Annotated in this window: 22 protein-coding genes; 16 read left to right on the top strand and 6 right to left on the bottom strand. The window is 68.0% G+C overall.

Annotation, left to right across the window (positions count from 1 at the left end):
• Positions 1-3 precede the first annotated feature (3 nt).
• The 4 genes from CFB52_RS15025 to CFB52_RS15010 all read left to right on the top strand — a co-directional run bounded on the left by CFB52_RS15025 (position 4) and on the right by CFB52_RS15010 (position 6,818).
• A complete protein-coding gene (locus CFB52_RS15025; RefSeq protein ID WP_099316972.1) occupies positions 4-1,689 on the top strand; it encodes a cation acetate symporter in 1,686 nt (561 codons plus the stop codon).
• A 372-nt stretch (positions 1,690-2,061) separates the two neighbouring features.
• Positions 2,062-3,354, top strand: a complete 1,293-nt coding sequence (locus CFB52_RS15020) for a dicarboxylate/amino acid:cation symporter (RefSeq protein ID WP_059576044.1) — start codon at positions 2,062-2,064, stop codon at positions 3,352-3,354.
• Positions 3,355-3,358: 4 nt separating this feature from the next.
• Positions 3,359-5,368: an ATP-binding protein gene (locus CFB52_RS15015; RefSeq protein ID WP_099316854.1), complete on the top strand. Its 2,010-nt coding sequence runs from the start codon at positions 3,359-3,361 to the stop codon at positions 5,366-5,368.
• A gap of 97 nt (positions 5,369-5,465) precedes the next feature.
• Positions 5,466-6,818, top strand: coding sequence for a sigma-54 dependent transcriptional regulator (locus tag CFB52_RS15010; protein WP_059576050.1), 1,353 nt, complete (start codon positions 5,466-5,468; stop codon positions 6,816-6,818).
• An 86-nt stretch (positions 6,819-6,904) separates the two neighbouring features.
• Here CFB52_RS15010 and CFB52_RS15005 read toward each other — a convergent pair whose 3' ends face one another.
• Positions 6,905-7,441 carry a peroxiredoxin gene (locus tag CFB52_RS15005; protein WP_059576053.1) on the bottom strand — a complete coding sequence of 179 codons (537 nt, stop codon included), beginning with the start codon at positions 7,439-7,441 and terminating at the stop codon, positions 6,905-6,907.
• Between the two features lie 172 nt (positions 7,442-7,613).
• On the opposite strand from CFB52_RS15005, the gene CFB52_RS15000 reads away from it, so the two are divergent.
• Positions 7,614-8,189: a hypothetical protein gene (locus CFB52_RS15000; protein ID WP_059576056.1), complete on the top strand. Its 576-nt coding sequence runs from the start codon at positions 7,614-7,616 to the stop codon at positions 8,187-8,189.
• A 333-nt stretch (positions 8,190-8,522) separates the two neighbouring features.
• Here the strand turns inward: CFB52_RS15000 and CFB52_RS14990 are convergent, their stop codons facing one another.
• The gene (locus tag CFB52_RS14990) at positions 8,523-10,127 is read right to left on the bottom strand and encodes a YifB family Mg chelatase-like AAA ATPase (RefSeq protein ID WP_089465178.1); all 1,605 of its coding nucleotides are present in this window, start codon (positions 10,125-10,127) and stop codon (positions 8,523-8,525) included.
• 278 nt (positions 10,128-10,405) lie between these two features.
• Entirely contained in the window at positions 10,406-10,657 is a 252-nt protein-coding gene (locus CFB52_RS14985) for an accessory factor UbiK family protein (protein WP_006489451.1), read from the bottom strand.
• A 356-nt stretch (positions 10,658-11,013) separates the two neighbouring features.
• Here CFB52_RS14985 and CFB52_RS14980 point away from each other — a divergent pair, with 356 nt between their 5' ends.
• The 7 genes from CFB52_RS14980 to ptsP all read left to right on the top strand — a co-directional run bounded on the left by CFB52_RS14980 (position 11,014) and on the right by ptsP (position 18,446).
• Positions 11,014-11,352 (top strand): P-II family nitrogen regulator, encoded by a 339-nt coding sequence (locus tag CFB52_RS14980; RefSeq protein ID WP_006398175.1) that lies wholly within the window; start codon positions 11,014-11,016, stop codon positions 11,350-11,352.
• 37 nt (positions 11,353-11,389) lie between these two features.
• Positions 11,390-12,904 (top strand): ammonium transporter, encoded by a 1,515-nt coding sequence (locus tag CFB52_RS14975; RefSeq protein ID WP_060312471.1) that lies wholly within the window; start codon positions 11,390-11,392, stop codon positions 12,902-12,904.
• A 244-nt stretch (positions 12,905-13,148) separates the two neighbouring features.
• Complete coding sequence (gshA, locus tag CFB52_RS14970; protein WP_059576095.1) at positions 13,149-14,438, top strand: glutamate--cysteine ligase; 1,290 nt, start codon at positions 13,149-13,151, stop codon at positions 14,436-14,438.
• 27 nt (positions 14,439-14,465) lie between these two features.
• On the top strand, positions 14,466-15,422 hold the full coding sequence (gene gshB, locus CFB52_RS14965; protein WP_059642711.1) for a glutathione synthase: 957 nt from the start codon (positions 14,466-14,468) through the stop codon (positions 15,420-15,422).
• A 231-nt stretch (positions 15,423-15,653) separates the two neighbouring features.
• On the top strand, positions 15,654-16,130 hold the full coding sequence (locus CFB52_RS14960) for a PTS sugar transporter subunit IIA (RefSeq protein WP_059576100.1): 477 nt from the start codon (positions 15,654-15,656) through the stop codon (positions 16,128-16,130).
• Between the two features lie 72 nt (positions 16,131-16,202).
• Complete coding sequence (locus CFB52_RS14955; RefSeq protein ID WP_099316853.1) at positions 16,203-16,472, top strand: HPr family phosphocarrier protein; 270 nt, start codon at positions 16,203-16,205, stop codon at positions 16,470-16,472.
• A 201-nt stretch (positions 16,473-16,673) separates the two neighbouring features.
• Positions 16,674-18,446 carry a phosphoenolpyruvate--protein phosphotransferase gene (gene ptsP, locus CFB52_RS14950; RefSeq protein WP_060312566.1) on the top strand — a complete coding sequence of 591 codons (1,773 nt, stop codon included), beginning with the start codon at positions 16,674-16,676 and terminating at the stop codon, positions 18,444-18,446.
• A 106-nt stretch (positions 18,447-18,552) separates the two neighbouring features.
• Here the strand turns inward: ptsP and CFB52_RS14945 are convergent, their stop codons facing one another.
• The 3 genes from CFB52_RS14945 to gpmA form a co-directional block, all read right to left on the bottom strand.
• A complete protein-coding gene (locus CFB52_RS14945) occupies positions 18,553-19,305 on the bottom strand; it encodes a molybdopterin-synthase adenylyltransferase MoeB (RefSeq protein WP_060966614.1) in 753 nt (250 codons plus the stop codon).
• Between the two features lie 104 nt (positions 19,306-19,409).
• Entirely contained in the window at positions 19,410-20,963 is a 1,554-nt protein-coding gene (locus CFB52_RS14940) for a S41 family peptidase (RefSeq protein ID WP_060966615.1), read from the bottom strand.
• A 267-nt stretch (positions 20,964-21,230) separates the two neighbouring features.
• Complete coding sequence (gpmA, locus tag CFB52_RS14935; protein WP_060966616.1) at positions 21,231-21,977, bottom strand: 2,3-diphosphoglycerate-dependent phosphoglycerate mutase; 747 nt, start codon at positions 21,975-21,977, stop codon at positions 21,231-21,233.
• 135 nt (positions 21,978-22,112) lie between these two features.
• Here gpmA and CFB52_RS14930 point away from each other — a divergent pair, with 135 nt between their 5' ends.
• The 4 genes from CFB52_RS14930 to CFB52_RS14915 all read left to right on the top strand — a co-directional run bounded on the left by CFB52_RS14930 (position 22,113) and on the right by CFB52_RS14915 (position 24,416).
• Entirely contained in the window at positions 22,113-22,535 is a 423-nt protein-coding gene (locus CFB52_RS14930; protein WP_040142128.1) for a rhodanese-like domain-containing protein, read from the top strand.
• A complete protein-coding gene (gene grxC, locus CFB52_RS14925) occupies positions 22,532-22,792 on the top strand; it encodes a glutaredoxin 3 (protein WP_006477722.1) in 261 nt (86 codons plus the stop codon). Before CFB52_RS14930 ends, grxC begins: the two co-directional genes overlap by 4 nt.
• A 107-nt stretch (positions 22,793-22,899) precedes the next feature.
• Positions 22,900-23,391, top strand: a complete 492-nt coding sequence (gene secB, locus CFB52_RS14920) for a protein-export chaperone SecB (protein ID WP_059576108.1) — start codon at positions 22,900-22,902, stop codon at positions 23,389-23,391.
• Positions 23,392-23,417: 26 nt separating this feature from the next.
• Complete coding sequence (locus CFB52_RS14915; protein ID WP_099316852.1) at positions 23,418-24,416, top strand: NAD(P)H-dependent glycerol-3-phosphate dehydrogenase; 999 nt, start codon at positions 23,418-23,420, stop codon at positions 24,414-24,416.
• Positions 24,417-24,516 lie beyond the last annotated feature (100 nt).

Here is a 24,516-nt window from a genome sequence, read left to right as displayed (position 1 = left end):
GACATGCGATTCATTTCGAGCGCGCCCGTCGCGCTGGCCGTTCTCGTTGCCTCCACCGCCCATGCGACCGGCGTCGCCGGCCCGATGCCCGACAAAGTCGAGCTGAACCCGGTCGCGATCGCGATGTTCTTCGCGTTCGTGTTCGCGACGCTCGCGCTCACGCGCTGGGCCGCGCGCCGCACGCGCTCGACGCGCGATTTCTACACCGCCGGCGGCGGCATCACCGGGCTGCAGAACGGGCTCGCGATCGCGGGCGACTACATGTCGGCCGCGTCGTTCCTCGGGCTGTCGGGGATGGTGTTCATGTTCGGCTTCGACGGGCTGATCTACTCGATCGGCTTCCTGGTCGGCTGGCCGTTCGTGATGTTCCTGATCGCCGAGCCGCTGCGCAACCTCGGCAAGTTCACGTTCGTCGACGTCGTCGCGTATCGCTTCGCGCAGCGGCCGATCCGGCTGCTGACGTCCGCGAACGCGCTGACGATCGTCGTGCTGTACCTCGTCGTGCAGATGGTCGGCGCGGGCAAGCTGATCCAGTTGCTGTTCGGGCTGTCGTACGGCACGGCCGAGCTGATCGTCGGCGTGCTGATGGTCGTCTACGTATTCTTCGGCGGAATGACCGCGACCACCTGGGTGCAGGTGATCAAGGCCGTGCTGCTGCTCGCCGGCGCGACGCTGCTCGCGTGGCTCGCGCTCGGCGAATTCGGCTTCAGCATCGACGCGATGTTCCGCCGCGCGGTGGCCGTGCATCCGGGCGCGCTGTCGATCATGGGGCCCGGCAAGCTGATCCGCGATCCGGCCAACGCGCTGTCGCTCGGCATCGCGCTGATGTTCGGCACGGCCGGCTTCCCGCACATCCTGATGCGCTTCTTCACGGTGCCGAACGCGAAGGAGGCGCGCAAGTCGGTGCTGTACGCGACCGGCTTCATCGGCTACTTCTACCTGCTCACCTTCGTGATCGGCTTCTCGGCGATCGTGCTGCTCGCGCAGCATCCGGAGTTCTTCAAGCTCGGCGCGAACGGCACGTTCAACCTGACGCACGACCTGCTCGGCGGCTCGAACATGGTCGCGGTGAAGCTCGCGCAGGCGGTGGGCGGCAACTGGTTCTACGGGTTCATCGCGGCTGTCACGTTCGCGACGATCCTCGCGGTGGTCGCCGGGCTGACGCTCGCCGGTGCGACCACGATCTCGCACGATCTCTATGCGCAGATGTGGGCGCGCGGCAAGCCCGACGAGCGGCTGGAGATGCGCATTTCGCGCGCGGCGACGATCGGGCTGTCGGCCGTCGCGATCGCGCTGTCGATCCTGTTCGAGCACGTGAACGTCGCGTTCATGGTCGGGCTCGTCGCGGCGGTGGCCGCGAGCGCCAATTTCCCGGTGCTCGCGATGTCGATCTTCTGGCGCGGGATGACGACGCGCGGCGCGGTGCTCGGCGGCGGCCTCGGCCTCGTGTCGGCGGTCGCGCTCACGGTGCTGTCGAAGTCGGTGTGGGTCGACGTGCTGCACCACGCGCATGCGGCGGTGTTCCTCGACAATCCGGCGCTCGTGTCGGTGCCGCTCGCGTTCGTCGGGATCGTCGTCGGCTCGCTCGCGGATCGCGGCGAGCGCGCGCGCCGCGAGCGCGACGCGTTCGCGCGGCAGGAGTTCTACGCGCAGACGGGCGTGCTCGCGAGCCGGGCCGTGCAGCACTGATTCGTCCGATGAAACGATGGATCCGTCCGGATCGCCGGACGGATATTTTCCGGAAATCCGGAATACCGGATTTCCTTGCCTGCCGCATTATGAGAAATACAATGAAAACAACGGTTTGAGGGGTTCCGGAAACCTGGCATCGACCTTGCGATATAAAACGCACGGCCATCCCCCGGCCGAACTACTACAGCAAGCAAGGAGACAACCGATGACCAATGCCTTCCTCCCCCTCCGGATGTCCTGAGGCATCGCTTGTTGCGGCACGGCAGCCGCGCGGGCGAATGCCTTCGGGGGGGATTGCCCCCCGTTCTCATTCATCCCTGCGCGCGTGACGCCGTTTCCACCGGCTCATCTACTTCAGCAGGAACCATCGTGAAGAAGAAACCCTTCTACAAAGTGCTCTATGTGCAGGTGATCTTCGCCATCATCGTCGGCGTGATCCTCGGCCACTACTACCCGTCGATCGCCACCGACATGAAACCGCTCGGCGACGGCTTCATCAAGCTGATCAAGATGGTGATCGGCCCGATCATCTTCTGTACGGTCGTCACCGGCATCGCCGGCATGGAGGACATGAAGAAGGTCGGCCGCGTCGGCGGCAAGGCGCTGCTGTACTTCGAGATCGTGTCGACCTTCGCGCTGCTGCTCGGCCTCGCGGCCACGCACCTGCTGCGTCCGGGCGTCGGCTTCAACATCGATCCGGCGACGCTCGACGGCAAGGCCGTCGCGTCGTATGCGGCGAAGGCGCACGGGCAGTCGACGGTCGACTTCCTGATGCACATCATCCCGAACACGATGGTCGATGCGTTCGCGCAGGGTGAAATCCTGCAGATCCTGCTGATCGCGCTGCTGTTCGGCAGCGTGCTCGCGCACCTCGGCGAGCGCGGCAAGGTCGTGACCGACTTCATCGACGGCCTGACGCGCGTGCTGTTCGGCATCGTGCACATCGTCACGAAACTGGCGCCGATCGGCGCGTTCGGCGCGATGGCGTTCACGATCGGCAAGTACGGCGTCGGCTCGCTGGTGCCGCTGCTCAAGCTGATCGGCACGTTCTACCTGACGTCGCTCGTGTTCGTGCTCGTCGTGCTCGGCGCGATCGCGCGCTTCACCGGCTTCTCGATCATCCGCTTCGTGTCGTACATCAAGGAAGAGCTGCTGATCGTGCTCGGCACGAGCTCGTCGGAAGCCGCGCTGCCGCAGCTGATGGAAAAGCTCGAGAAGGCCGGCTGCTCGCGTTCGGTCGTCGGCCTCGTCGTGCCGACCGGCTATTCGTTCAACCTCGACGGCACCAACATCTACATGACGATGGCCGTGCTGTTCATCGCGCAGGCGACCAACATCGAGCTGACGTGGATGCAGCAGCTCACGCTGCTGGCCGTCGCGATGCTCACGTCGAAGGGCGCGAGCGGCGTGACCGGCGCGGGCTTCATCACGCTCGCCGCGACGCTGGCCGTCGTGCCGACGATCCCGCTGTCGGGCATGGTGCTGATCCTCGGCATCGACCGCTTCATGAGCGAATGCCGCGCGCTGACCAACATCGTCGGCAACGGCGTGGCGACCGTCGTCGTGTCGGCATGGGAGAAGGAGCTCGACCGCAACAAGCTGCGCCAGGCGCTGAAGGGCGGCGGCGAAGTCGCGCCGACCGAGACGACGGCCGGCGTCTGACGCGATGAGCGAGCAGGCGGCGGTGCCGCCCGCGGGCGGCGCGCCGCGCGGCGGCCCGGGCATCGATGCGGAGCCCTATGACACAATAGGCGATCCGCATCGTCAGGAAGCCTCGACCGTGACGCGCCGCCTGCTCATCCTCGTCGTGCTCGCCGCCGCGCTCGCCGCGGCGTGCGCGCTGACGTGGACGATCACCTGGCAGCGCGGCGTCGCCGAGCTGCAGCGCAATGCCGCGGTGCGCGTCGATCGCACCACCAACGCGCTCAAGAGCACGCTCGACCGCTACGAATCGCTGCCTTATCTGCTCGGCAGCCATCCGTACGTGCAGGATCTGCTCGCCGAGCCGAAGCGCGGCGACTACACCGCGCGCGTCAACCGCTATCTCGAAGATCTGAACGAGCACGCGCACGCGACCGTCACCTACGTGATCGGCGCGGACGGCCTGTGCGTCGCCGCCAGCAACTGGCGCGCGCCCGACAGCTTCGTCGGGATCGAATACCGTTTCCGCCCGTATTTCGTCGATGCGATGAACGGCCGGGTCGGCCGCTTCTTCGGGATCGGCACGATCTCGCGCGACCCCGGCTACTACATCTCGCAGCCGGTGTGGCGCGACGGCAGGATCGCGGGCGTCGTCGTCGTGAAGCTCAATCTCGAATGGTTCCAGGGCGCCGATGCGTCGGAGCCGCTCGTCGTCGCGGACGATCACGGCGTCGTGTTCCTGTCGTCGGTGCCCGCATGGAAGTACCACACGCTGCGCCCGCTCACGGGGCCCGTCGCCGCGTCGATCTACGAAACGCGCCAGTACGCGCAGCAACCGGTCACGCCGCTGCCGCTGCGCGTCGAGCAGACGCTCGGCGCCGATGCGGAAATCGTGCGCCTCGGCGCCGGCCGGCGCGCGCCGCGCTTTCTCGCCAGCAAGCGCCGGATCGGCGAGCCCGACTGGCTGCTCGTCACGCTCGCGCCGATCGCGCCGATCGATGCCGACGCGCGCAACGCGACGATCGTCACCGGCTTCGGCTTCGTGTCGGTCGCGCTGCTCGCGTTCTACTGGCGGATGCGCCGCGCCCGCGTGCGCGAGATGATCCGTGGCCGCGCGCTGCTGCAGCAGGCGTACGCGGAGCTGAACCGGCGCGTCGAGGAGCGTACGGCCGATTTGTCTGAAGCGAACGAGCAGTTGCAGAAGGAAGTCGGCGACCGGATCCGCGCGGAGCAGGAGCTGCGCGCCGCGCACGACGAACTGATCCAGGCGAGCAAGCTCGCCGCGCTCGGCCAGATGGCGGCCGGCATCACGCATGAACTGAACCAGCCGCTCGCGGCGCTGCGCAGCTTCTCGGACAACACGCGCGTGCTGCTCGATCGCGGCGAGCAGGCCGCCGCGCGCGAGAATCTCGAGGCGATCGCCGCGCTCACCGAGCGGATGGGCAAGATCACCAACCAGTTGAAACTGTTCGTCGGCCGCGCGAAGCCGCGCAACGAGCAGGCGCTCGTCGTGCGTGCGCTGCGCAGCGTGCTGTCGTTGCTCGACGAGCGCCTGCGCGGCGTCGCGCTCACGCTGACGCTGCAGGATGCCACCGTGTCGCCCGCGCGGGATGCGCCGCTCGATCTGGCGCGCGACTATCCCGAACTCGTCGCGCGCTGCGAGGACCTGCGCCTCGAACAGGTGCTGATCAATCTGCTCGGCAACGCGCTCGACGCGGTGGCCGGCGTCGCGGCGCCGGCCATCGAGGTGACGATCGCGGTGTCGGCCGCGACGCTCGCGGTCGAGGTGTGCGACAACGGCTCCGGCATTGCGCCCGATTTGCTGCCGCGCCTGTTCGAGCCGTTCTTCACGACCAAGGAAATGGGGCGCGGGCTCGGGCTCGGCCTCGCGATCTCGTCGTCGATCGCCAGCGACGCGGGCGGCGCGCTGACCGCCCGCAATGCCCCGTCGGGCGGCGCGCTGTTCGTCTTGACGCTGCGGCGCGCCCGCACGCATCATCCGGACTCCGTGTCCGAGCCGGCGGGCTCGCATTAGCCTGGACGGGCGGCAGGATGCAGGCCCGGTCGGCGACGACCGGCATCAACGAGAGCCGCGCGGGCGCCGCGCGGCCTGTCAGGAGCAAGTGACCAAGATGGCCAACCGGCTGCAAGTGATCTATATCGAAGACGATGCGCTCGTGCGCCGGGCGAGCGTGCAGAGCCTTCAACTGGCGGGCTTCGACGTCGCCGGCTTCGAGTCGGCCGAGGCGGCCGAGAAGGCGATCGTCGCGGATACCGCCGGCGCGATCGTGAGCGACATCCGGCTGCCGGGTGCCAGCGGGCTCGACGTGCTCGCGCAGTGCCGCGAGCGCGTGCCCGACGTGCCGGTGATCCTCGTCACCGGGCACGGCGACATCTCGATGGCCGTGCAGGCGATGCGCGACGGCGCGTACGACTTCATCGAGAAGCCGTTCGCGGCCGAGCGCCTGATCGAGACGGTACGCCGCGCGCTCGAGCGCCGCGAGCTCGTGCTCGAGAACCACGCGCTGCGGCGCGAGCTGGCCGGGCAGAACGTCGTCGCGCCGCGCATCATCGGCCGCAGCCCGGCGATCGAGCAGGTGCGCAAGCTGATCGCGAACATCGCGCCGACCGACGCGTCGGTGCTGATCAACGGCGACACGGGCGCCGGCAAGGAGCTGATCGCGCGCAGCCTGCACGAGCTGTCGCCGCGCCGCGACAAGCCGTTCATCGCGGTCAATTGCGGCGCGCTGCCCGAGCCGATGTTCGAGTCGGAGATGTTCGGCTACGAGCCCGGCGCGTTCACCGGCGCGGCGAAGCGGCGCGTCGGCAAGCTCGAATACGCGTCCGGCGGCACGCTGTTCCTCGACGAAATCGAAAGCATGCCGCTCGCGCTGCAGGTGAAGCTCTTGCGCGTGCTGCAGGACGGCGTGCTGGAGCGGCTCGGCTCGAACCAGCCGATCCGCGTGAACTGCCGCGTGGTCGCGGCCGCGAAGGGCGACATGAGCGAGCTCGTCGCGGCCGGCACGTTCCGGCGCGACCTGCTGTACCGGCTCAACGTCGTGACGATCGCGCTGCCGCCGCTCGCCGAGCGCCGCGAGGACATCGTGCCGCTGTTCGAGCACTTCATGCTCGACGCGGCCGTGCGCTACGGGCGGCCCGCGCCGGTGCTGACCGACCGGCAGCGCGCGAGCCTGATGCAGCGCGACTGGCCGGGCAACGTGCGCGAGCTGCGCAACGCGGCCGACCGGTTCGTGCTCGGCGTGGCCGACATGCCGCAGGAAACGGGCGCGGGCGACGCGGCCGACAACGACCAGACGCTGAAGGAGCGCATCGAGCAGTTCGAGCGCGCGGTGATCGCCGAGGCGCTGAACCAGACGGGCGGCGCGGTCGCGGCGACGGCCGACCGGCTGCATGTCGGCAAGGCGACGCTGTACGAGAAGATGAAGCGCTACGGGCTGTCGGCGAAAGGCGAAACCGAGCGCTGAAATGCAAACGGACCGCGGTGCGGTCCGTTTTGCGGAGCAGGGCGCGGTGTGCGGCCCTGCAAGTCCTGCCGTGCGGTGTGCGGCGCTCAGGCCGCGTTGCCGTCGAGCGCCTTCTTGAGCAGCGCGTCGAGTTCCGCGAATTGCGGCGCGCCGACGTAGCGCTTCAGGATCTTGCCGTCCTTGTCGACGACGAAGGTCGTCGGCGTGAGCTGCACGTTGCCGAACTGCTTCGCGACGCTGCCGTCGTCGAGCGCGACCTTGAACGGCAACTGGCGCGTCTGCGCGTAGTTCGCGACGTACATCGGCGGATCGTAGTTCATCGCGACCGCGACGAATTCCAGCCCCTGACCCTTGAAGCGATTGTAGGTATCGACCATCTGCGGCATTTCCTGCATGCAGGTCGCGCAGCTTGTCGCCCAGAAGTTCACGAGATAGACCTTGCCCTTCAGGTCGCCGGCGGTCGAGACCTTCTGGCCCGACAGCAGCGTGAAGGTCGCGTCCGGCACGCTGGACTTGCCGTTGAACGCGAAGAAGCCGGCGACGGCGATCGCCGCGACGACGGCGGCCGCGACGAGGTAGCGCACGGGGCCGGCACTGCGGCGGGTGGAAGGCGTGGTGTTCATCTGGTGCTCTCGGAGTCGATGACGCGGATCGATGCAAACGACGTCGACGAAAAGGACGTCGAAATTCGGCGCTCATTTTAGCGCGAATGCGGCGCGCGCACCGGCGGCGGCCCCGCGTCCCGGTTTTCGGGTTCGGCGGATAATGGCCGTTTTGCCTGCCGCGATCCACGCCATGCCGAAGGAAGTCATCGATTCGTTGCGCCCCCGTTTTCGTCCACTGCGACACTTCGCCGCGCTGGCCTGCCTGAGCGCCGCCCTGGCCGCGTGCTCGCCTTCGTACGACTGGCGCACGCTGCACAACGATGCGGGCTACACGATCGACCTGCCGGCGAAGCCGACCGTCGAGGAGCAGCCGGTGGTGCTCGGCGGCACGTCGATGCCGATGCGGATGCAGGCCGCGCACGTCGACGGCGCGGTATTCGCGGTCGGCACGTTGACGCTGCCCGACGATCGCGACGACACGCGCCGCGCGGCGCTCGAATTTCTGCGCGCCGGGCTGTCGCGCAACCTCGACGGCGCGCCGCGGACGGCGGCGGTGCCGGTGCCGCTCGCGGCCGGCGGCGCGGTGAACGGGGTCGAGCTACGCATCGCCGGCGCAGCCGCCGCCGGAGGCGATCGCGCCCGCAAGACGATCGTCGCGCGGCTCGCCGCGCGCGGCCGGCACGCGTATCAGGCCGTCGTGATCGCCGACGGGCCGCTCGCGCAGGAGCAGCTCGACCAGTTTTTCGGCTCGTTCAAACTCGATTGACGACGGCCGGCGAGGGCGCTCAGACACGCTGCGACAACTGAAAGTTCATTCGCAGCTTTCGACGCTAATCGCCGGATTTTGCGAGGGTTTTTCGACTATCCACAGCGCATGTGGATAACTTTGTTGAAAAGTCGCGCGTATCTCCCGCAAAGCCGCGCCGGACGGCCTTCCGACTCGTTTGGTCGCCCGCTCGCCGTTTGAGAAAAATCAATTAAAACAACGGGATACGAATTCCCTTCGGTAAAGGCCGCGGCGAGCCGCGATCCGGGGCCGGATTCGCGAAATTGTGCATAAGTCAAGTCTTGACAGCCTGATTTTGTCCTCCTCGCGCGCTCACAGCGCCGTCAACGCGCGCCGGTAGCGGATCGCCTCGGCGATCTGCGCGGCCGTCGGCAGCGGGTCGCCGGCCAGGTCGGCGATCGTCCGCGCGACTTTCAGCACGCGGAAATACGCGCGCGCCGACCAGCCGAAGCGCTCGCCGGCCTCGCGCAGCAACCGCTCGCCTTCGTCGGTCGGCCGGCACAGGTCGTCGGTTTCGCGGCCGCTCAGCATGTGATTCGTCTTGCCCTGCCGCTCGAGCTGCAGCGCACGCGCCTGCGCGACGCGGGCGGCCACCGCCGCGCTCGGCTCGCCGGGCGCCGTCGCGCGCGTCGCGAGCTCGGCCGGCGACAGCGCGGGCAGGTCGATCTGGATGTCGATGCGATCGAGCAGCGGCCCCGACAGCTTGCGCAGATAGCGGGCGGCGACGTCCGGCGAGCAGCGGCAGCGCCCGGACGGATCGCCGTGCCAGCCGCACGGGCACGGGTTCATCGCGGCGATCAACTGGCACGCGGCGGGGAAGTCGGCCTGCTGGGCCGCGCGCGAGATCGTGATGCGGCCGGCTTCCAGCGGCTCGCGCAGCATTTCCAGCACGTGCCGGTCGAATTCCGGCAGCTCGTCGAGAAACAGCACGCCGAGGTGCGCGAGCGTGATCTCGCCCGGCTGCGGCGGATTGCGGCCGCCCACCAGCGCGGCGGCGCTCGACGAGTGGTGCGGCGCGCGGAATGGCCGGCGGCGCCACTGCGCGGGCGAGAAGCCAAGCCGGCTCGCGGACAGCAGCGCGGCCGAGGTCAGCGCCTCGTCGTCGGTGAGCGGCGGCAGCAGCCCCGCGAGGCGCGCGGCCAGCATCGACTTGCCGGCCCCGGGCGGCCCGACCATCAGCATGTGATGGCCGCCCGCGGCCGCGACTTCGAGCGCGCGCCGGGCGCCCCGCTGCCCGACGACGTCCGCGAGGTCGGGGGCGGCCGGCGCCGCGAGGCCGTCGAGGCAGGGCGCCGCGACCGGCGCGAGCCGCCCGTCCGGCGCATCGGCGAGGTGCGCGCATAGTGCGGGCAGGTCGCGTGCACCGAATACGGTCACGCCCGGCACGAGCGCGGCCTCGGCGGCGCTGTCGAGCGGCAGATACAGCTCGGGCGGCCGCGATGTTGCGGTGCAATCGCGCGGGCCGGGGAAATCGAGGCCCGGGCCGCCGGCGCTGCCAGCGCCGGATTGTGCCGCGCGCCAGTCCCGCGCGGCGCCGCAGGCCATCGCGAACGCGCCGCGCATCGGCCGCAGCGCGCCCGTCAGCGACAGCTCGCCCGCGAATTCGCGGCCGGCCAGCGCGTCGGCCGGGATCTGGCCGTTCGCGGCAAGGATGCCGAGCGCGATCGGCAGGTCGAAACGGCCCGATTCCTTCGGCAGATCGGCCGGCGCGAGATTGACGGTGATGCGGCGCACCGGGAATTCGAATCCGCAGTTCTGCAGCGCGGCGCGCACGCGCTCGCGGCTTTCGCGGACTTCGAGATCGGGCAGCCCGACGATCGAGAACGACGGCAATCCGTTGGCGAGATGGACTTCGACGGTGACGTCCGGCGCGCGGCCGGAGGCGGGCGCGCGACTGCGCACCACGGCGAGCGACATGGCGAGGCTCCTGCATGACGGGCGGACGACGGCCGTTCGGGGCCGCACGCCGCGGGAATCGGAGAAATCGGTGCGCGCTTGCCGGCGTGGCGCGGGGAAAGAACGAGGTGTTGCGAACGACGAACTGCGAAGAGCGATGGACTGCGAAGAGCGGAGGATGCTGCGAAGAACGATGAACGGCGAAAAGCGGAGGGTACGGCGAAGAACGACGGGGGAGGAAGGTGCGGGCGCAGGCCGCACGTGGCGGCCCGCGCCCGGCCCTCGCGCCGGGTGGGGCGTCAGGCCTGCGGGGCGGCGAGCTTCTGCTCGAGTTCCGCGACGCGCTTTTCGAGTTCCTCGAGGCGCACGCGGGTGCGGGCGAGCACCTGTGCCTGGGTGTCGAATTCCTCGCGCGTGACGAGATCGAGCTTCGAGAAGCCTTGCGACAGCATGGCCTTCACGTTGCGCTCGACGTCCTTGGCCGGCGAGTTTTTCAGCAAATCGCTGACGCGCGATTGCAGGTCGTTGAAAACGTCGCTGGGTTGCTTCATGGTGATTCCCCTTCCTTGCACAAAAAATGTGCATCTTCAGTTGCGTACGTGCCCATGATGCACGCATGACCGGAAATGGTGCGCGCGGGGCGCGAATTCCGGGCATGGCGCCCGCATGGGTGAATGGCCCGGCGTTCCGGGACGTGCGTGCACTCTAGCAACGATCCTTTCGCCGCGCCAGCAAAGCGGCCCATGTTGGCCATTCGGCCGGGCTTCCGCGCCTTACACCACGCGATGTGACCCCGTTCCGAAGCCGTTCGAGACGGTGTTCGGGCCGACATGGCATGCGAGTTGCTGAGAAGAGTCCGTTACAACATTCCAACCAATTCGACGGGACAACCCAGCGAGAGGACTTCATGAAACTCATTACCGCAATCATCAAGCCGTTCAAGCTCGATGAGACGCGCGAGGCGCTGTCGGCGCTTGGCGTCTCGGGCATCACGGTGACGGAGGTGAAAGGGTTCGGGCGCCAGAAGGGGCACACCGAGCTGTACCGCGGCGCCGAATACGTGGTCGATTTCCTGCCGAAGATGAAGATCGAGGCGGCCGTCTCCGACGATCTCGTCGACCAGGCGGTGGAAGCGATCGAGCGGGCGGCGCGCACGGGCAAGATCGGCGACGGCAAGATCTTCGTCACGCCGATCGAACAGGTGATCCGGATTCGCACCGGGGAGACGGGCGCCGACGCGCTGTAACAGAACAGACAAGACAAGCGACAAGAGGAAACCCAAGATGCGCAAACTTCTGATGTCCCTGCTGATGGCAGGCTCGCTGATCGCGGCCGGCGTCGGCTCCGCGCTCGCGGACGACGCGGCGTCCGCCGCGGCTGGTTCCACCGCGGCTGCTTCCGCGCCCGCCGCCACCGCTTCCGACGCATCGGGCGCGGCCGCGCCGGCGGCTTCCGCACCGGCCGCCGACGCATCCGCCGCCGCACCGGCTTCGGGCGCGGCCGACGCATCGGCTGCCGCCGCCGCGTCCGCGCCGGCCGCCCCGGCCGCACCGACGGCCCCGTTCTCGGTCGATTCGTCGAAGATCAGCGCGGGCGACACCGCGTGGATGCTGACGTCCACCGCGCTCGTGCTGTTCATGACGATCCCCGGCCTCGCGCTGTTCTACGCGGGCATGGTCCGCAAGAAGAACGTGCTCGCGACCGTGATGCAGAGCTTCGCGATCACCGCGCTGATCACGGTGCTGTGGACGGTGGTCGGCTACAGCCTCGCGTTCACGCCGGGCAACGGCTTCATCGGCGGCCTGTCGCGCGTGTTCCTGCACGGCATGGCCTACGTGAAGGGCGACAAGGCGACGACGCTGACGGTCAGCCACCTCGCGTCGACGATTCCGGAATCGGTCTACTTCGTCTACCAGATGACGTTCGCGATCATCACGCCGGCGCTGATCTGCGGCGCGTTCGCCGACCGGATGAAGTTCTCGGCGATGCTCGTGTTCATGACGCTCTGGTCGCTGATCGTCTATGTGCCGATCGCGCACATGGTGTGGGAGCCGACCGGCTGGCTGTCGGCCGACGGCGTGCTCGACTTCGCGGGCGGCACGGTGGTGCACATCAACGCCGGTATCGCGGGCCTCGTGTCGTGCCTGGTGCTCGGCAAGCGCGTCGGCTACGGTCGTGAATCGATGGCGCCGCACAACCTGGTGCTGACGATGATCGGCGGCTCGATGCTGTGGGTCGGCTGGTTCGGCTTCAACGCGGGTTCGGCGGTCGCGGCCGACGGCCGTGCCGGCTTCGCGATGCTGACCACGCAAGTCGCGACCGCCTGCGCGGCGCTCGGCTGGATGTTTGCCGAGTGGATCGCGAAGGGCAAGCCGTCGGTGCTCGGCATCGTGTCGGGCGCGGTCGCGGGTCTCGTGGCGATCACGCCGGCAGCCGGCTTCGTCGGCGTGGCGGGCGCGCTCGTGATCGGCATCGCGGCGGGCGTGATCTGCTTCTGGTCGGCCACCTGGCTCAAGTCGAAGCTCGGCTACGACGATTCGCTCGATGCGTTCGGCGTGCACGGCATCGGCGGGATTCTCGGTGCGCTGCTGACCGGGGTATTCGCGGTCAAGGACATCGGCGGTTTCGACGGCAGCCTGCTGCTGCAGGCGAAGGGCGTGCTGATCACGCTGGTCTACAGCGGCGTGCTGAGCTTCGTGCTGCTGAAGCTGATCGACCTGACCATCGGCCTGCGCGTGACCGAAGAGGAAGAGCGCGAAGGTCTCGACGTGATCCTGCACGGCGAGCACGTGGAATAAGTCACACGAATCAACGGCGGGCCGCCGCGACGACGGCGCCCGCTCCGAATGAGCGCAGCGACTTCGGCCCGCCTCACCGGCGGGCTTTTTTTCTCCTGTCACGCGCTGCCGTAGCGGATAACCCTTCACTCTATCGGGTCAATAGCCGAAAACTGCCTCCATAATCCTTGTGAAGCCGGGAACAATCCCCAAATGGGCAGGGCAATTGCTCTACAATCTTCATTCTCCCGCTCGCGAGTGATTCATGGTTCCCCACCTCGTTACCGCGTTGAACGGTCCGCTGCTCGAACTCGAGCAGAAGATCCTCGACGCGACGCCTGCGATCGAACGCTGGTTCAGGCTCGAATGGCAGGAACACACCCCGCCGTTCTATTGTTCGGTGGACCTGCGCAATGCCGGCTTCAAGCTGGCGCCCGTCGATGCGAACCTGTTTCCCGGCGCATTCAACAATCTGCCGTCCGAAGTGCTGCCGCTCGCCGTGCAGGCCGCGATGGCCGCGATCGAGAAGATCTGCCCGGACGCGAAGAATCTGCTCGTGATTCCCGAGTTGCCGACCCGCAACGCGTTCTATCTGGAAAACGTCGCGCGTCTCGCGACGATCATGCGCCAGGCCGGCCTGAACGTGCGCTTCGGCTCGCTCGACCCCGGCATCACCGACATGACGCCGATCACGCTGGCCGACGGCCAGAAGATCGTGCTCGAACCGCTCGAGCGTTCGCAGCGCCGCCTCGGCCTGAAGAATTTCGATCCGTGCTCGATCCTGCTGAACAACGACCTGTCGGCCGGCATCCCGGCCGTGCTGGAAAACCTGCACGAGCAATACCTGCTGCCGCCGCTGCACGCGGGCTGGGCCGTGCGCCGCAAGTCGACGCACTTCGCGTGCTACGACGACGTCGCGAAGAAGTTCGCGAAGATGGTCGGCGTCGATCCGTGGATGGTGAATCCGTATTTCGCGCACGTGGAAGGCGTCGACTGGCAGGCGCATGAAGGCGAGCAGGCGCTCGCCGACGCGATCGACGGCGTGCTGAAGAAGATCGCGCGCAAGTATCGCGAATACGGGATCAGCGAGAAGCCGTACGTCGTCGTGAAGGCCGACGCGGGCACCGCGGGCCGTGGCGTGATGACCGTGCACGACGCGGCCGAGATCGGCCGCATGACGAAGGCCGAGCGCGCGCAGATGGCCGAATCGAAGGCCGGCCTCGCGGTGCGCGACGTGATCGTGCAGGAAGGCGTCTACACGTTCGAGCGCGTCGGCGACGAAGTGGCCGAGCCGGTCGTGTACATGATCGACCGCTACGTGGTCGGCGGCTTCTACCGCACGCACGGCGGCCGCGAGCGCGACCAGAACCTGAACGCGCCCGGCATGCACTACGTGCCGCTCGGCTTCGAGCACACCGCGCTGCCGGATGCAGGCGCCAAGCCGGGCGCCGCGCCGCCGAACCGTTTCTACATGTATGGCGTCGTCGCACGGCTGTCGCTGATCGCGTCGTCGATCGAACTGGAAAAGACCGACCCCGAAGCCATCCAGGTGTAACGGACCTTCGCTACGTACAGGACCCGCATGGACATTCTTTTTATCGCCGACCCGCTCGAGCATTTCAAGATCTACAAGGATTCGACCTACGCGATGATGGCGGAGGCCGCCCGGCGCGGGCATGCGGTGTACGCGTGCGAGCCGCGCCACCTCGCGTGGACGGGCTCGGCGGTCGAGGCCGACGTGCGGCGCATCGCGTTCGTCGGCGAACTGGACGACCTGCATCGCGACACCTGGTTCGACGCGGGCCCGGTCGACGCGCGCCGTCTCGAATCGTTCGGCGCGGTGCTGATGCGCAAGGATCCGCCGTTCGACATGGAATACGTGACGTCGACGTGGCTGCTCGAGCTGGCCGAGCGCGCGGGGGCACGCGTGTTCAACAAGGCGCAGTCGATCCGCGATCACTCGGAGAAGCTCGCGATCGGCGAGTTTCCACAGTTCGTCGCGCCGACGCTCGTCACGCGCGACGCGAAACGGCTGCGCGCGTTCCACGCCGAGCACGGCGACGTGATCCTGAAGCCGCTCGACGGGATGGGCGGGATGGGCGTGTTCCGCGTGAAGCCGGACGGCATGAACCTCGGCTCGATCGTCGAGATGCTGAGCCACGACGGCACGCGCTCGGTGATGGCGCAGAAGTTCATTCCCGAGATCAAGGCCGGCGACAAGCGCATCCTGCTGATCGGCGGCGAGCCGGTGCCGTATTCGCTCGCGCGGATTCCGCAGGGCAGCGAGGTGCGCGGCAATCTCGCCGCGGGCGGCCTCGGCGTCGCGCAGCCGCTGACGGAGCGCGATCGCGAGATCGCCGCGACGCTCGGGCCCGTGCTCGCGTCGCGCGGGCTGCTGCTGGTCGGCCTCGACGCGATCGGCGACTGGCTGACCGAGGTGAACGTCACGAGCCCGACGTGCTTCCGCGAGATCATGGAGCAGACGGGCTTCGACGTCGCCGCGATGTTCATCGACGCGCTGGAGCGTGCGGCCGCGTAGGCCGCCGCCCGTGCAACCCCGGCGGCGGCCGCGCAGGTCCCCCGTCGCCGGAGCCGCTTGACCGGCCTGCTACAATGCCCGCTTGCCCGGTGCCGTAATCGGCGCACCGAAGGCCCGGCGGTCGGGCCGATACTGTTGCAAGGCTGAACATGAAACGTTCCCCACACTCGCTACGCTCATTGCCCCGCCGCGGGGTATCGGCCCGCCAGGGGCGGCCGGGGGCGATCTGACATGGCTGGGATCCTGATCATCGCGCACGCCCCGCTCGCCACCGCGCTGCGCGACTGCATCGCGCATATCTACGGCGGCGTGCCCGCCCGCATCGGCTGCATCGACGTGATGGCCGACAGCGATCCGGCCCAGGTGATGGCGTTTGCGCACGCGGAACTCGCGCGGCTGCGCGAAGACAACGGCGTCGTCGTGCTGACCGACATGTACGGCGCGACGCCCGCGAACATCGCGGGCCAGCTCGCGAAGCTCGACAACGTGCGCGTGCTGGCCGGCGTGAACCTGCCGATGCTCGTGCGGGCCGTCTGCTACCGCACCGTGCCGCTCGACAAGCTGGTCGACAAGGCGCTGTCCGGCGGCGCGAAGGGCGTGCACGAGGTGTCGTCCGGCACGCCGCCGCCGCCGACGGAAACCGGCTGCGGCCAGTGCGCGCCGATTCCGCCCGAACCGCAGCCGCGCACCCCGAGCGAATCGCACTGAGCATCCGTTTTCCGTTTTAGACGACCCGCCGGCGCGCGCCGCCGGCGGTCCCGACCGACCCGACCGAGAATCATGCTTCAACAAGAAACCATCATCGTCAATAAATTGGGGCTCCATGCGCGTGCATCGGCCAAGCTCACGCAACTGGCCGGCAACTTCCAGTCGGAAGTCTGGATGACACGCAACGGGCGCAAGATCAACGCGAAGAGCATCATGGGCGTGATGATGCTGGCGGCCGGTATCGGCAGCACCGTGACGATCGAGACCGAAGGGCCCGACGAGCGGGAAGCGATGGACGCGCTGCTGAAGCTGATCGCCGACAAGTTCGGCGAAGGTCAGTGATCGGCGCGCGCGATCGTTGCCGTTTCGACTGAGAATGCCGCGGGTTTCGCGGCATTTTTTTCGTCGGAAGCATTGATGCGAAATGCGCAATGCTGCGGTGCATGCAGTCAGCAGGGAGTCGCGGAATTTATAATCGCTAACCGGGGTCATAAGCGCATCGCAGCAGTGTGCCGCGGCTTTACTTGTACAGAGGAGGTGCGCGTGTCCTTCACGCTGCATGGCATTCCCGTCTCACGAGGTATCGCGATCGGGCGAGCGTATCTGATCGCGCCGGCGGCGCTCGACGTCGCCCATTACCTGATCGAGGCCAACCAGATCGACGCCGAAGTCGAGCGATTCCGCACGGCGCTCGACGTCGTGCGCCGCGAGCTCGAAGCGCTGCGCGCCGACCTGACCGACGACACCCCGAGCGAAGTCGGCGCTTTCATCGACGTTCACACGATGATCCTGAGCGACGAGATGCTCGTGCAGGAGACCATCGACCTGATCCGCACGCGCCGCTACAACGTCGAATGGGCGCTGACCGAGCAGCTCGAGCTGCTCACGCGCCATTTCGACGACATCGAGGACGAATACCTGCGCGAGCGCAAGGCCGACATCGAGCAGGTGGTCGAGCGCGTGCTGAAGGCGCTCGCCGGTGCGCCGTCGGCGTCACAGGCGCTCGACGGCGCGGCCAGGAATGGCACGAACGAGATGATCGTGGTCGCGCACGACATCGCGCCGGCCGACATGATGCAGTTCAAGACGCAGTCGTTCCAGGCGTTCGTCACCGATCTCGGCGGGCGCACGTCGCACACCGCGATCGTCGCGCGCAGCCTCGGCATTCCGGCCGCGGTCGGCGTCCAGCATGCGAGTGCGCTGATCCGCCAGGACGACCTGATCATCGTCGACGGCGACGCGGGCATCGTGATCGTCGATCCGGCGCCGATCGTCCTCGAGGAATATTCGTACCGCCAGTCCGAGAAGCTGCTGGAGCAACGCAAGCTGCAGCGCCTGAAGTTCTCGCCGACGCAAACGTTGTGCGGCACGAAGATCGACCTGTACGCGAACATCGAGCTGCCCGACGACGCGAAGGCGGCCGTCGAGGCCGGCGCGGTCGGCGTCGGCCTGTTCCGCTCCGAGTTCCTGTTCATGCATCAGAAGGAGATGCCGGAAGAGGAGGAGCAGTTCGCCGCGTACAAGCGGGCCGTCGAGTGGATGAAGGGCATGCCGGTGACGATCCGCACGATCGACGTCGGCGCCGATAAACCGCTCGAGGCGCTCGACGAAGGCTACGAAACGGCGCCGAACCCGGCGCTCGGGCTGCGCGCGATCCGCTGGAGCCTGTCCGAGCCGCAGATGTTCCTCACGCAGTTGCGCGCGATCCTGCGCGCGTCGGCGTTCGGCCAGGTGAAGATCCTGATCCCGATGCTCGCGCACGCGCAGGAAATCGACCAGACGCTCGACCTGATCCGCGAGGCGAAGCGCCAGCTCGACGACGCGGGGCTCGCGTACGATCCGAACGTGCGCATCGGCGCGATGATCGAGATCCCGGCCGCAGCGATCGCGCTGCCGCTGTTCCTGAAGCGCTTCGATTTCCTGTCGATCGGCACGAACGACCTGATCCAGTACACGCTCGCGATCGATCGCGCCGACAACGCGGTCGCGCATCTGTACGATCCGCTGCATCCGGCGGTGCTGCATCTGATCGCGTACACGTTGCGCGAGGCGAAGCGCGCGGGCGTGTCGGTGTCGGTGTGCGGGGAGATGGCGGGCGATCCGGCGCTCACGCGCCTGTTGCTCGGCATGGGGCTGACCGAGTTCTCGATGCATCCGAGCCAGTTGCTCGTCGTGAAGCAGGAGATCCTGCGCGCGCACCTGAAGGCGCTCGAAAAGCCGACGGCCGACGTGCTGGCCGCGTTCGAGCCGGAAGAAGTGCAGGCGGCGCTGCAGCGGCTGTCGGTCGCCGAGCCGCGCGCGGACGCGGCCGCCTAGGCAAGCCCGGGCGCGCTTGGGCGCGCTTGGGCGTTCAGCCGCCGCTGACCGCGAACTGTAGCGAAATGTCACGCATACGCGGTCCGGCGCATGCGTGATGCGCGCGTCAGTGCCGCCCGCCGCACACGGGGCAATCGGCCTGGCGCGCGATTTTCATCGTCGTCCACTCCATCCGCAGCGAATCGAGCATCATCAGCCGCCCGTTGAGCGTCTTGCCGATGCCGCCGATCACGCGCAGCGCCTCGGCCGCCTGCATCGCGCCGATGATCCCGACGGTCGGTGCGAACACGCCCATCGTCGCGCACGCGACTTCCTCGAACGGCTGGTCTTCCGGGAACACGCACGCATAGCAGGGCGCGGCCGCGTCGCGGAAGTCGAACGTGCTGATCTGGCCGTCGAAGCGCAGCGCGGCGCCCGACACGAGCGGCACGCCGTGCGCGACGCACGCACGGTTGATCGCGTGCCGCGTCGCGAAGTTGTCGGTGCAGTCGAGCACGACGCTCGCGTGCGGCACGTGCGCGTCGAGCCATGCATCGTCGACGCGCGCCGCGACCGCGTTCACCTTCACCTCGGGATTCAGTTGCGCCAGCGCGTCGCGTCCCGACTCGACCTTGCTGCGCCCGACCGATGCCGTCACGTGCAGGATCTGCCGCTGCAGGTTCGTGAGGTCGACCGTGTCGGCGTCGACGAGTGTGAGCGTGCCGACCCCCGACGCCGCGAGGTACATCGCGGCGGGCGAGCCGAGGCCGCCCGCGCCGACGACGATCGCATGCGCGTCGAGAAAGCGCTGCTGCGCCTCGATGCCGATTTCGTCGACGAGGATGTGGCGGGAGTAGCGAAGGAGTTGATCGTCGTTCATGGGCAGTCGTGGGCGAGGCGGGCGGACGTTCGTTATTTTAGGCGCGCATGAAAAACGGGCCATCGCGGTCTTCCCGCGATGGCCCGTCGGATGCCGGCCGGCGCTTACTTCGGCGCGGAGGCGGGCTTCGGTGCGGAAGCCGGCTTCGCGGCGCTCGCGCCCGATGCCTTCGCGCTCGCGGCAGCCTTCGCGGCCGGGCTCTTCGTCGTGCTCTCGGCGAGCAGCGACTTCGATTCCTGGACCGGCTTGCCTTCGAGCTTGTTGAGCGCCTGCTGCATCATGAAGTCGTCGGCGCTGCCGAACTCGATCGGCTTGCGATCGCGATCCTTCTGGCGCTGCTCCGGCGTCTTCTTGTCGTTCTGCTCTTCGAGCACGCGCAACTGATCCATCCGGCGCTGCTCGCGCTCTTCCTGTTCCTTCTTCTCGTTCGGATCCTGCGTGTTCGCGAGGTGGTTCGTGTAGTCGACCTCGCGCGTCACGAGCACGTCGTCCGGATCGCCGTCCGCGTACTGATCGACCGGCACGTCCGGCGTGATGCCCTTGTTCTGGATCGAACGGCCGCTCGGCGTGTAGTAGTACGCGGTGGTCAGGCGCAGCGCGGTGTCGGCCGTCATCGGGCGCACCGTCTGCACCGAACCCTTGCCGAACGTCGTCTTGCCCATGATCTGCGCGCGCTTCGAATCCTGCAGCGCACCGGCGACGATTTCCGACGCGGACGCCGAATACGCGTTCGTCAGCACGATCATCGGCACGGTCTTGAAGACGGGCGGCAGGTTCTTCAGCGGATCGCCGTCGAAGGACGGCAGGCGATAGTTGTCGTACGTATCGCGGTAGACCTGCTTCGAATCGGGGATCTGGCCGTTGGTCGACACGACGACCGAGTCGGGCGGCAGGAACGCGCCGGCCACGCCGACCGCGCTCTGCAGCAGGCCGCCGCCGTTGTTGCGCAGGTCGAGGATCAGGCCCTTCAGGTTCGGCTGCTGGCGCGCGATGTCCTGCAGCTTCTGCGCGAGATCGGGCGTCGTGCGCTCCTGGAAGCTCGTGATGCGGATATACGCGTAGCCCGGATCGAGCATCTTCATCTTCACGCTCTGGACCTTGATGATCGCGCGCGTGACCGTGACCGGGAACGTGCGGTCGTCGCTCTTGCGGAAGATCGTCAGCGTGACCTTGGTGCCCGGCTCGCCGCGCATCTGCTTGACGGCCTTGTCGAGCGTCATGCCGCGCACCGGCTTGTCGTTGATGCGCGTGATCAGGTCGCCCGGACGGATGCCGGCGCGGAACGCGGGGGTGTCCTCGATCGGCGAGATCACCTTGACGAGGCCGTCTTCCTGCGAGATCTCGATGCCGAGACCCGCGAAGCGGCCCTTCGTCTGCTCCTGCAGCTCGTCATAGTCGGTCTTGTCGAGGAAAGACGAGTGCGGATCGAGGCTCGACACCATGCCCTTGATCGCGGCCGTCAGCAGCTTCTTGTCGTCGACCGGCTCGACGTACTCGCGCTTGATCTGCCCGAATACTTCCGCGAACAGGCGGAGCTGGTCGAGGGGAAGCGGCGCCGTGGCGGTCTGCTCGGCCGAAGCGGAAACCTGCAGCGTGGCGAATACGCCCGTGGCGAGGCCCGCGGCAATCAGGCCGATGTTCTTCAAATTCATTCGCATAGAGAGTCGGGTGCGGTCGGGAAGCGCGTGGCGGTAGCGGGGATGTAGCGGACAAGTATAACTGTTCGTCCGATAACTCAGTGGAACGGCGCGAAAAGCGCCGCAACGGCCGCTGAGGGCCCGGCAGGGCGCCGCCGGGCGCGCAGCGGAGTTCGAAAGCGGATTCGACCGCGGCAGGGCCGCGAAGGTTCGCGCGGCGTGCGGGCCGCGGCCCGAAGCGCGGACGGACGGCCGCGCCGGGACGCGGGCCGCACGCCGCGACGGGCGTCAGCCCGCCTTGCCCTGCTTCGCGACGGCGGCCTGCGCCTGCGCGATCGCTTCCTGGTCGCCGAGGTAATAGTGCGTGATCGGCTTCAGGTTCTCGTCGAGTTCATACACGAGCGGCACGCCGTTCGGGATGTTCAGGCCGACGATGTCGCTGTCCGAGATGCCGTCGAGGTATTTGATCAGCGCGCGCAGCGAGTTGCCGTGCGCGGCGATCAGCACCTGCTTGCCGGCGCGCACCGCGGGCGCGATCGACTCGTTCCACAGCGGCAGCACGCGCGCGACCGTGTCCTTCAGGCATTCGGTGAGCGGCAGCTGCTCGCGCGGCACCTTCGCGTAGCGCGGGTCGCCGAACGGCGCGCGTTCGTCGGTCGGCTCGAGCGCGGGCGGCGGCGTGTCGTAGCTGCGGCGCCACACGAGCACCTGCTCGTCGCCGAACTTCGCGGCCGTTTCCGCCTTGTTCAGGCCCGACAGCGCGCCGTAGTGGCGCTCGTTCAGGCGCCACGAGTGGACGACCGGCAGGTACATCAGGTCCATCTTGTCCTGCACGTGCCACAGCGTGCGGATCGCGCGCTTGAGCACCGACGTGTACGCGATGTCGAACGTGTAGCCGGCCTCCTTGAGCAATTCGCCGGCCTGGTAGGCTTCGTTGCGACCCTGTTCGGTCAGGTCGACGTCGACCCAGCCGGTGAAGCGGTTTTCCTTGTTCCACGTCGATTCGCCGTGGCGGATGAGAACGAGTTTGTACATGGATCTTGCGGTCGGTAGTGAGAGGGAAGCGGGGCGCGTCGCGCGGCGCCCGGTTCGGGCCCGCCATCGCGCAAGACGGTTATTTTATAATGGCGGGATTGTCCTCATCCGATTTCTCTTTTCCGGCGACATTCCGTGACGTTCTTTACCAATTACACGAACCTGGCCCTTATCGCGATCCTGCTGGTTTCCGGCGGCCTGCTTGCATGGCCGGCGCTGCGCCGCGGCCGCGGCGGCTTGTCGGCCGCGGAGGCGACGCAGCTCATCAATCGTCGCAACGCGGTCGTGATCGACCTGCGCGCCCCGTCCGATTTCGCGGCCGGCCATCTGCCGTCGGCGCGTCAGGTCGCCGCGGGCGAGATCGGCGCGAAAATTGCGCAGGTCGCGAAGAACAAGAGCACCCCGGTGCTGCTCGTCTGCCAGAACGGCCAGCAGTCGCAGAAGGCGGCGCGCGAGGTCGAGGCGGCGGGCTACGCCGAGGTGCACGTGCTCGAAGGCGGCGTGGCCGCCTGGCAGCAGGCCGGGATGCCGGTCGTCAAACAAGGAGTGGCGAAGTGAACAAGGTTTTGATGTACAGCACGCAGGTGTGTCCGTATTGCATGCAGGCCGAGCGCCTGCTGAAGCTGCGCGGCGTCGAGCAGATCGAGAAGGTGCTGATCGATCGCGATCCGGCCCGCCGCGAGGAAATGATGACGCGCACGGGGCGCCGCACGGTCCCGCAGATCTATATCGGCGACACGCACGTCGGCGGTTACGACGATCTGTCGAAGCTCGACCGCGAAGGCGGCCTCGTGCCGCTTCTGCAAGCGGCCTGATTAGGGCAGAATGGCCGCCGGCCGCGCCGCGGCTTGGGCGCGCACGATACATCCGTGGCGGCCGGCGAACAGCCGGGCCGCCCCGTCACCACTTTTAGGGAAACACCATGTCCGACGTCGAAAACCAACCGTTCTTCAACATCCAGCGCGTCTACCTGAAGGATATGTCGCTCGAGCAGCCGAATTCGCCGGCGATCTTCCTCGAGCAGGACATGCCGTCGGTTGAAGTCGAAGTCGACGTCAAGGCCGACCGCCTCGCGGAAAGCGTGTTCGAAGTCATCGTGTCGGGTACCGTCACCGCGAAGGTGAAGGACAAGGTCGCATTCCTGATCGAAGCGAAGCAGGCCGGCATTTTCGACATCCGCAACATTCCGGACGAACAGCTCGACCCGCTCGTCGGCATCGCGTGCCCGACGATCCTGTTCCCGTACCTGCGCTCGAACATCGCCGACGCGATCACGCGTGCCGGCTTCCCGCCGATCCACCTGGCCGAAATCAACTTCCAGGCGCTGTACGAGCAGCGTCTCGCGCAGCTTCAGCAGCAGGCCGGCGCCGCGGCAGGCGCGAACGGTGCGCCGAACGGCACGACGCTGAACTGACGTTTCACTCCGGACCGGTGCTGGGTATGAAAGTAGCCGTTCTCGGCGCCGGTGCCTGGGGCACCGCGCTCGCGGGCCATCTGGCCGCGCGGCACGATACGCTTCTGTGGGCGCGCGACGCCGCGCTCATCGCCGGGCTGCAGGCCCGGCACGAAAATTCCCGCTATCTGGACGGCGTCGCGCTGCCTGATGCGCTGCGCTACGACGCCGATCTCGGCGCCGCGCTCGCGCACGGCGCCGCTCACGACGCGCTGTGCGTGATCGCCGCGCCGGTGGCCGGACTGCGCACGCTGTGCCGCGCGATGCGCGATGCAGGCTGCGTGCCCGCGCACATCGTCTGGGTCTGCAAGGGCTTCGAGGCCGACACGCATCTGCTGCCGCATCAGGTGATCGCGGCCGAGTTGCCCGAACAGCGGAGCAACGGCGTGCTGTCGGGCCCGAGTTTCGCGCGCGAGGTCGGCCAGTCGCTGCCCGTCGCATTGACGGTCGCGAGCGCGTCGGCCGAATGCCGCGAGCGCACGCTCGCCGCGTTCCATCACGGCGCGATGCGGATCTACACGGGCGACGACGTGGTCGGCGTCGAGGTCGGCGGCGCGGTGAAGAACGTGCTGGCGATCGCGACCGGCATTTCCGACGGCCTTGGCCTCGGGCTGAACGCGCGCGCCGCGCTGATCACGCGCGGCCTCGCCGAAATGTCGCGGCTCGGCGTGGCGCTCGGCGGCCGCGCGGAAACCTTCACGGGGCTCACGGGCCTCGGCGACCTGATCCTGACCGCGACGGGCGACCTGTCGCGCAACCGCACGGTCGGCCTGCAACTGGCGGCCGGCCGCACGCTGAACGACATCCTCGGCGCGCTCGGCCACGTGGCCGAAGGCGTGCGCTGCGCGCAGGCCGTGCTGGCGCTCGCGCGCGCGCAGTCGATCGAAATGCCGATCACGGAAGCCGTATGCGGCGTGCTGTTCGACGGCATCGCGCCGCGCGACGCCGTGAGCGGCCTGCTGCGCCGCGACGCGCGCGCCGAATAGGCGCGGTCCGCGTCGCGCGCGACCGGATCGCCCGGCACGGTTGCGCCGGGCGCGCGGCGCCAAAAAGCGGGCTACGCTTGAACGGTCTCCCGCGTTCCGC

It is taken from the genome of Burkholderia sp. AU18528 (assembly GCF_002223215.2).
Classification (GTDB): Bacteria; Pseudomonadota; Gammaproteobacteria; order Burkholderiales; family Burkholderiaceae; genus Burkholderia; species Burkholderia semiarida.
Note: the sequence above shows the minus strand (reverse complement) of the source record. Positions and strands in the feature narration are given on the sequence as shown.

Coding starts and splice junctions, on each gene's coding strand:
- CFB52_RS15025 (WP_099316972.1), top strand. CDS start 4: ATGCGATTCATTTCGAGCGCGCCCGTCGCGCTGGCCGTTCTCGTTGCC.
- CFB52_RS15015 (WP_099316854.1), top strand. CDS start 3,359: ATGAGCGAGCAGGCGGCGGTGCCGCCCGCGGGCGGCGCGCCGCGCGGC.
- CFB52_RS15010 (WP_059576050.1), top strand. CDS start 5,466: ATGGCCAACCGGCTGCAAGTGATCTATATCGAAGACGATGCGCTCGTG.
- CFB52_RS15005 (WP_059576053.1), bottom strand. CDS start 7,441: ATGAACACCACGCCTTCCACCCGCCGCAGTGCCGGCCCCGTGCGCTAC.
- CFB52_RS15000 (WP_059576056.1), top strand. CDS start 7,614: ATGCCGAAGGAAGTCATCGATTCGTTGCGCCCCCGTTTTCGTCCACTG.
- CFB52_RS14990 (WP_089465178.1), bottom strand. CDS start 10,127: ATGTCGCTCGCCGTGGTGCGCAGTCGCGCGCCCGCCTCCGGCCGCGCG.
- CFB52_RS14985 (WP_006489451.1), bottom strand. CDS start 10,657: ATGAAGCAACCCAGCGACGTTTTCAACGACCTGCAATCGCGCGTCAGC.
- CFB52_RS14980 (WP_006398175.1), top strand. CDS start 11,014: ATGAAACTCATTACCGCAATCATCAAGCCGTTCAAGCTCGATGAGACG.
- CFB52_RS14975 (WP_060312471.1), top strand. CDS start 11,390: ATGCGCAAACTTCTGATGTCCCTGCTGATGGCAGGCTCGCTGATCGCG.
- gshA (WP_059576095.1), top strand. CDS start 13,149: ATGGTTCCCCACCTCGTTACCGCGTTGAACGGTCCGCTGCTCGAACTC.
- gshB (WP_059642711.1), top strand. CDS start 14,466: ATGGACATTCTTTTTATCGCCGACCCGCTCGAGCATTTCAAGATCTAC.
- CFB52_RS14960 (WP_059576100.1), top strand. CDS start 15,654: ATGGCTGGGATCCTGATCATCGCGCACGCCCCGCTCGCCACCGCGCTG.
- CFB52_RS14955 (WP_099316853.1), top strand. CDS start 16,203: ATGCTTCAACAAGAAACCATCATCGTCAATAAATTGGGGCTCCATGCG.
- CFB52_RS14945 (WP_060966614.1), bottom strand. CDS start 19,305: ATGAACGACGATCAACTCCTTCGCTACTCCCGCCACATCCTCGTCGAC.
- CFB52_RS14940 (WP_060966615.1), bottom strand. CDS start 20,963: ATGCGAATGAATTTGAAGAACATCGGCCTGATTGCCGCGGGCCTCGCC.
- gpmA (WP_060966616.1), bottom strand. CDS start 21,977: ATGTACAAACTCGTTCTCATCCGCCACGGCGAATCGACGTGGAACAAG.
- secB (WP_059576108.1), top strand. CDS start 22,900: ATGTCCGACGTCGAAAACCAACCGTTCTTCAACATCCAGCGCGTCTAC.
- CFB52_RS14915 (WP_099316852.1), top strand. CDS start 23,418: ATGAAAGTAGCCGTTCTCGGCGCCGGTGCCTGGGGCACCGCGCTCGCG.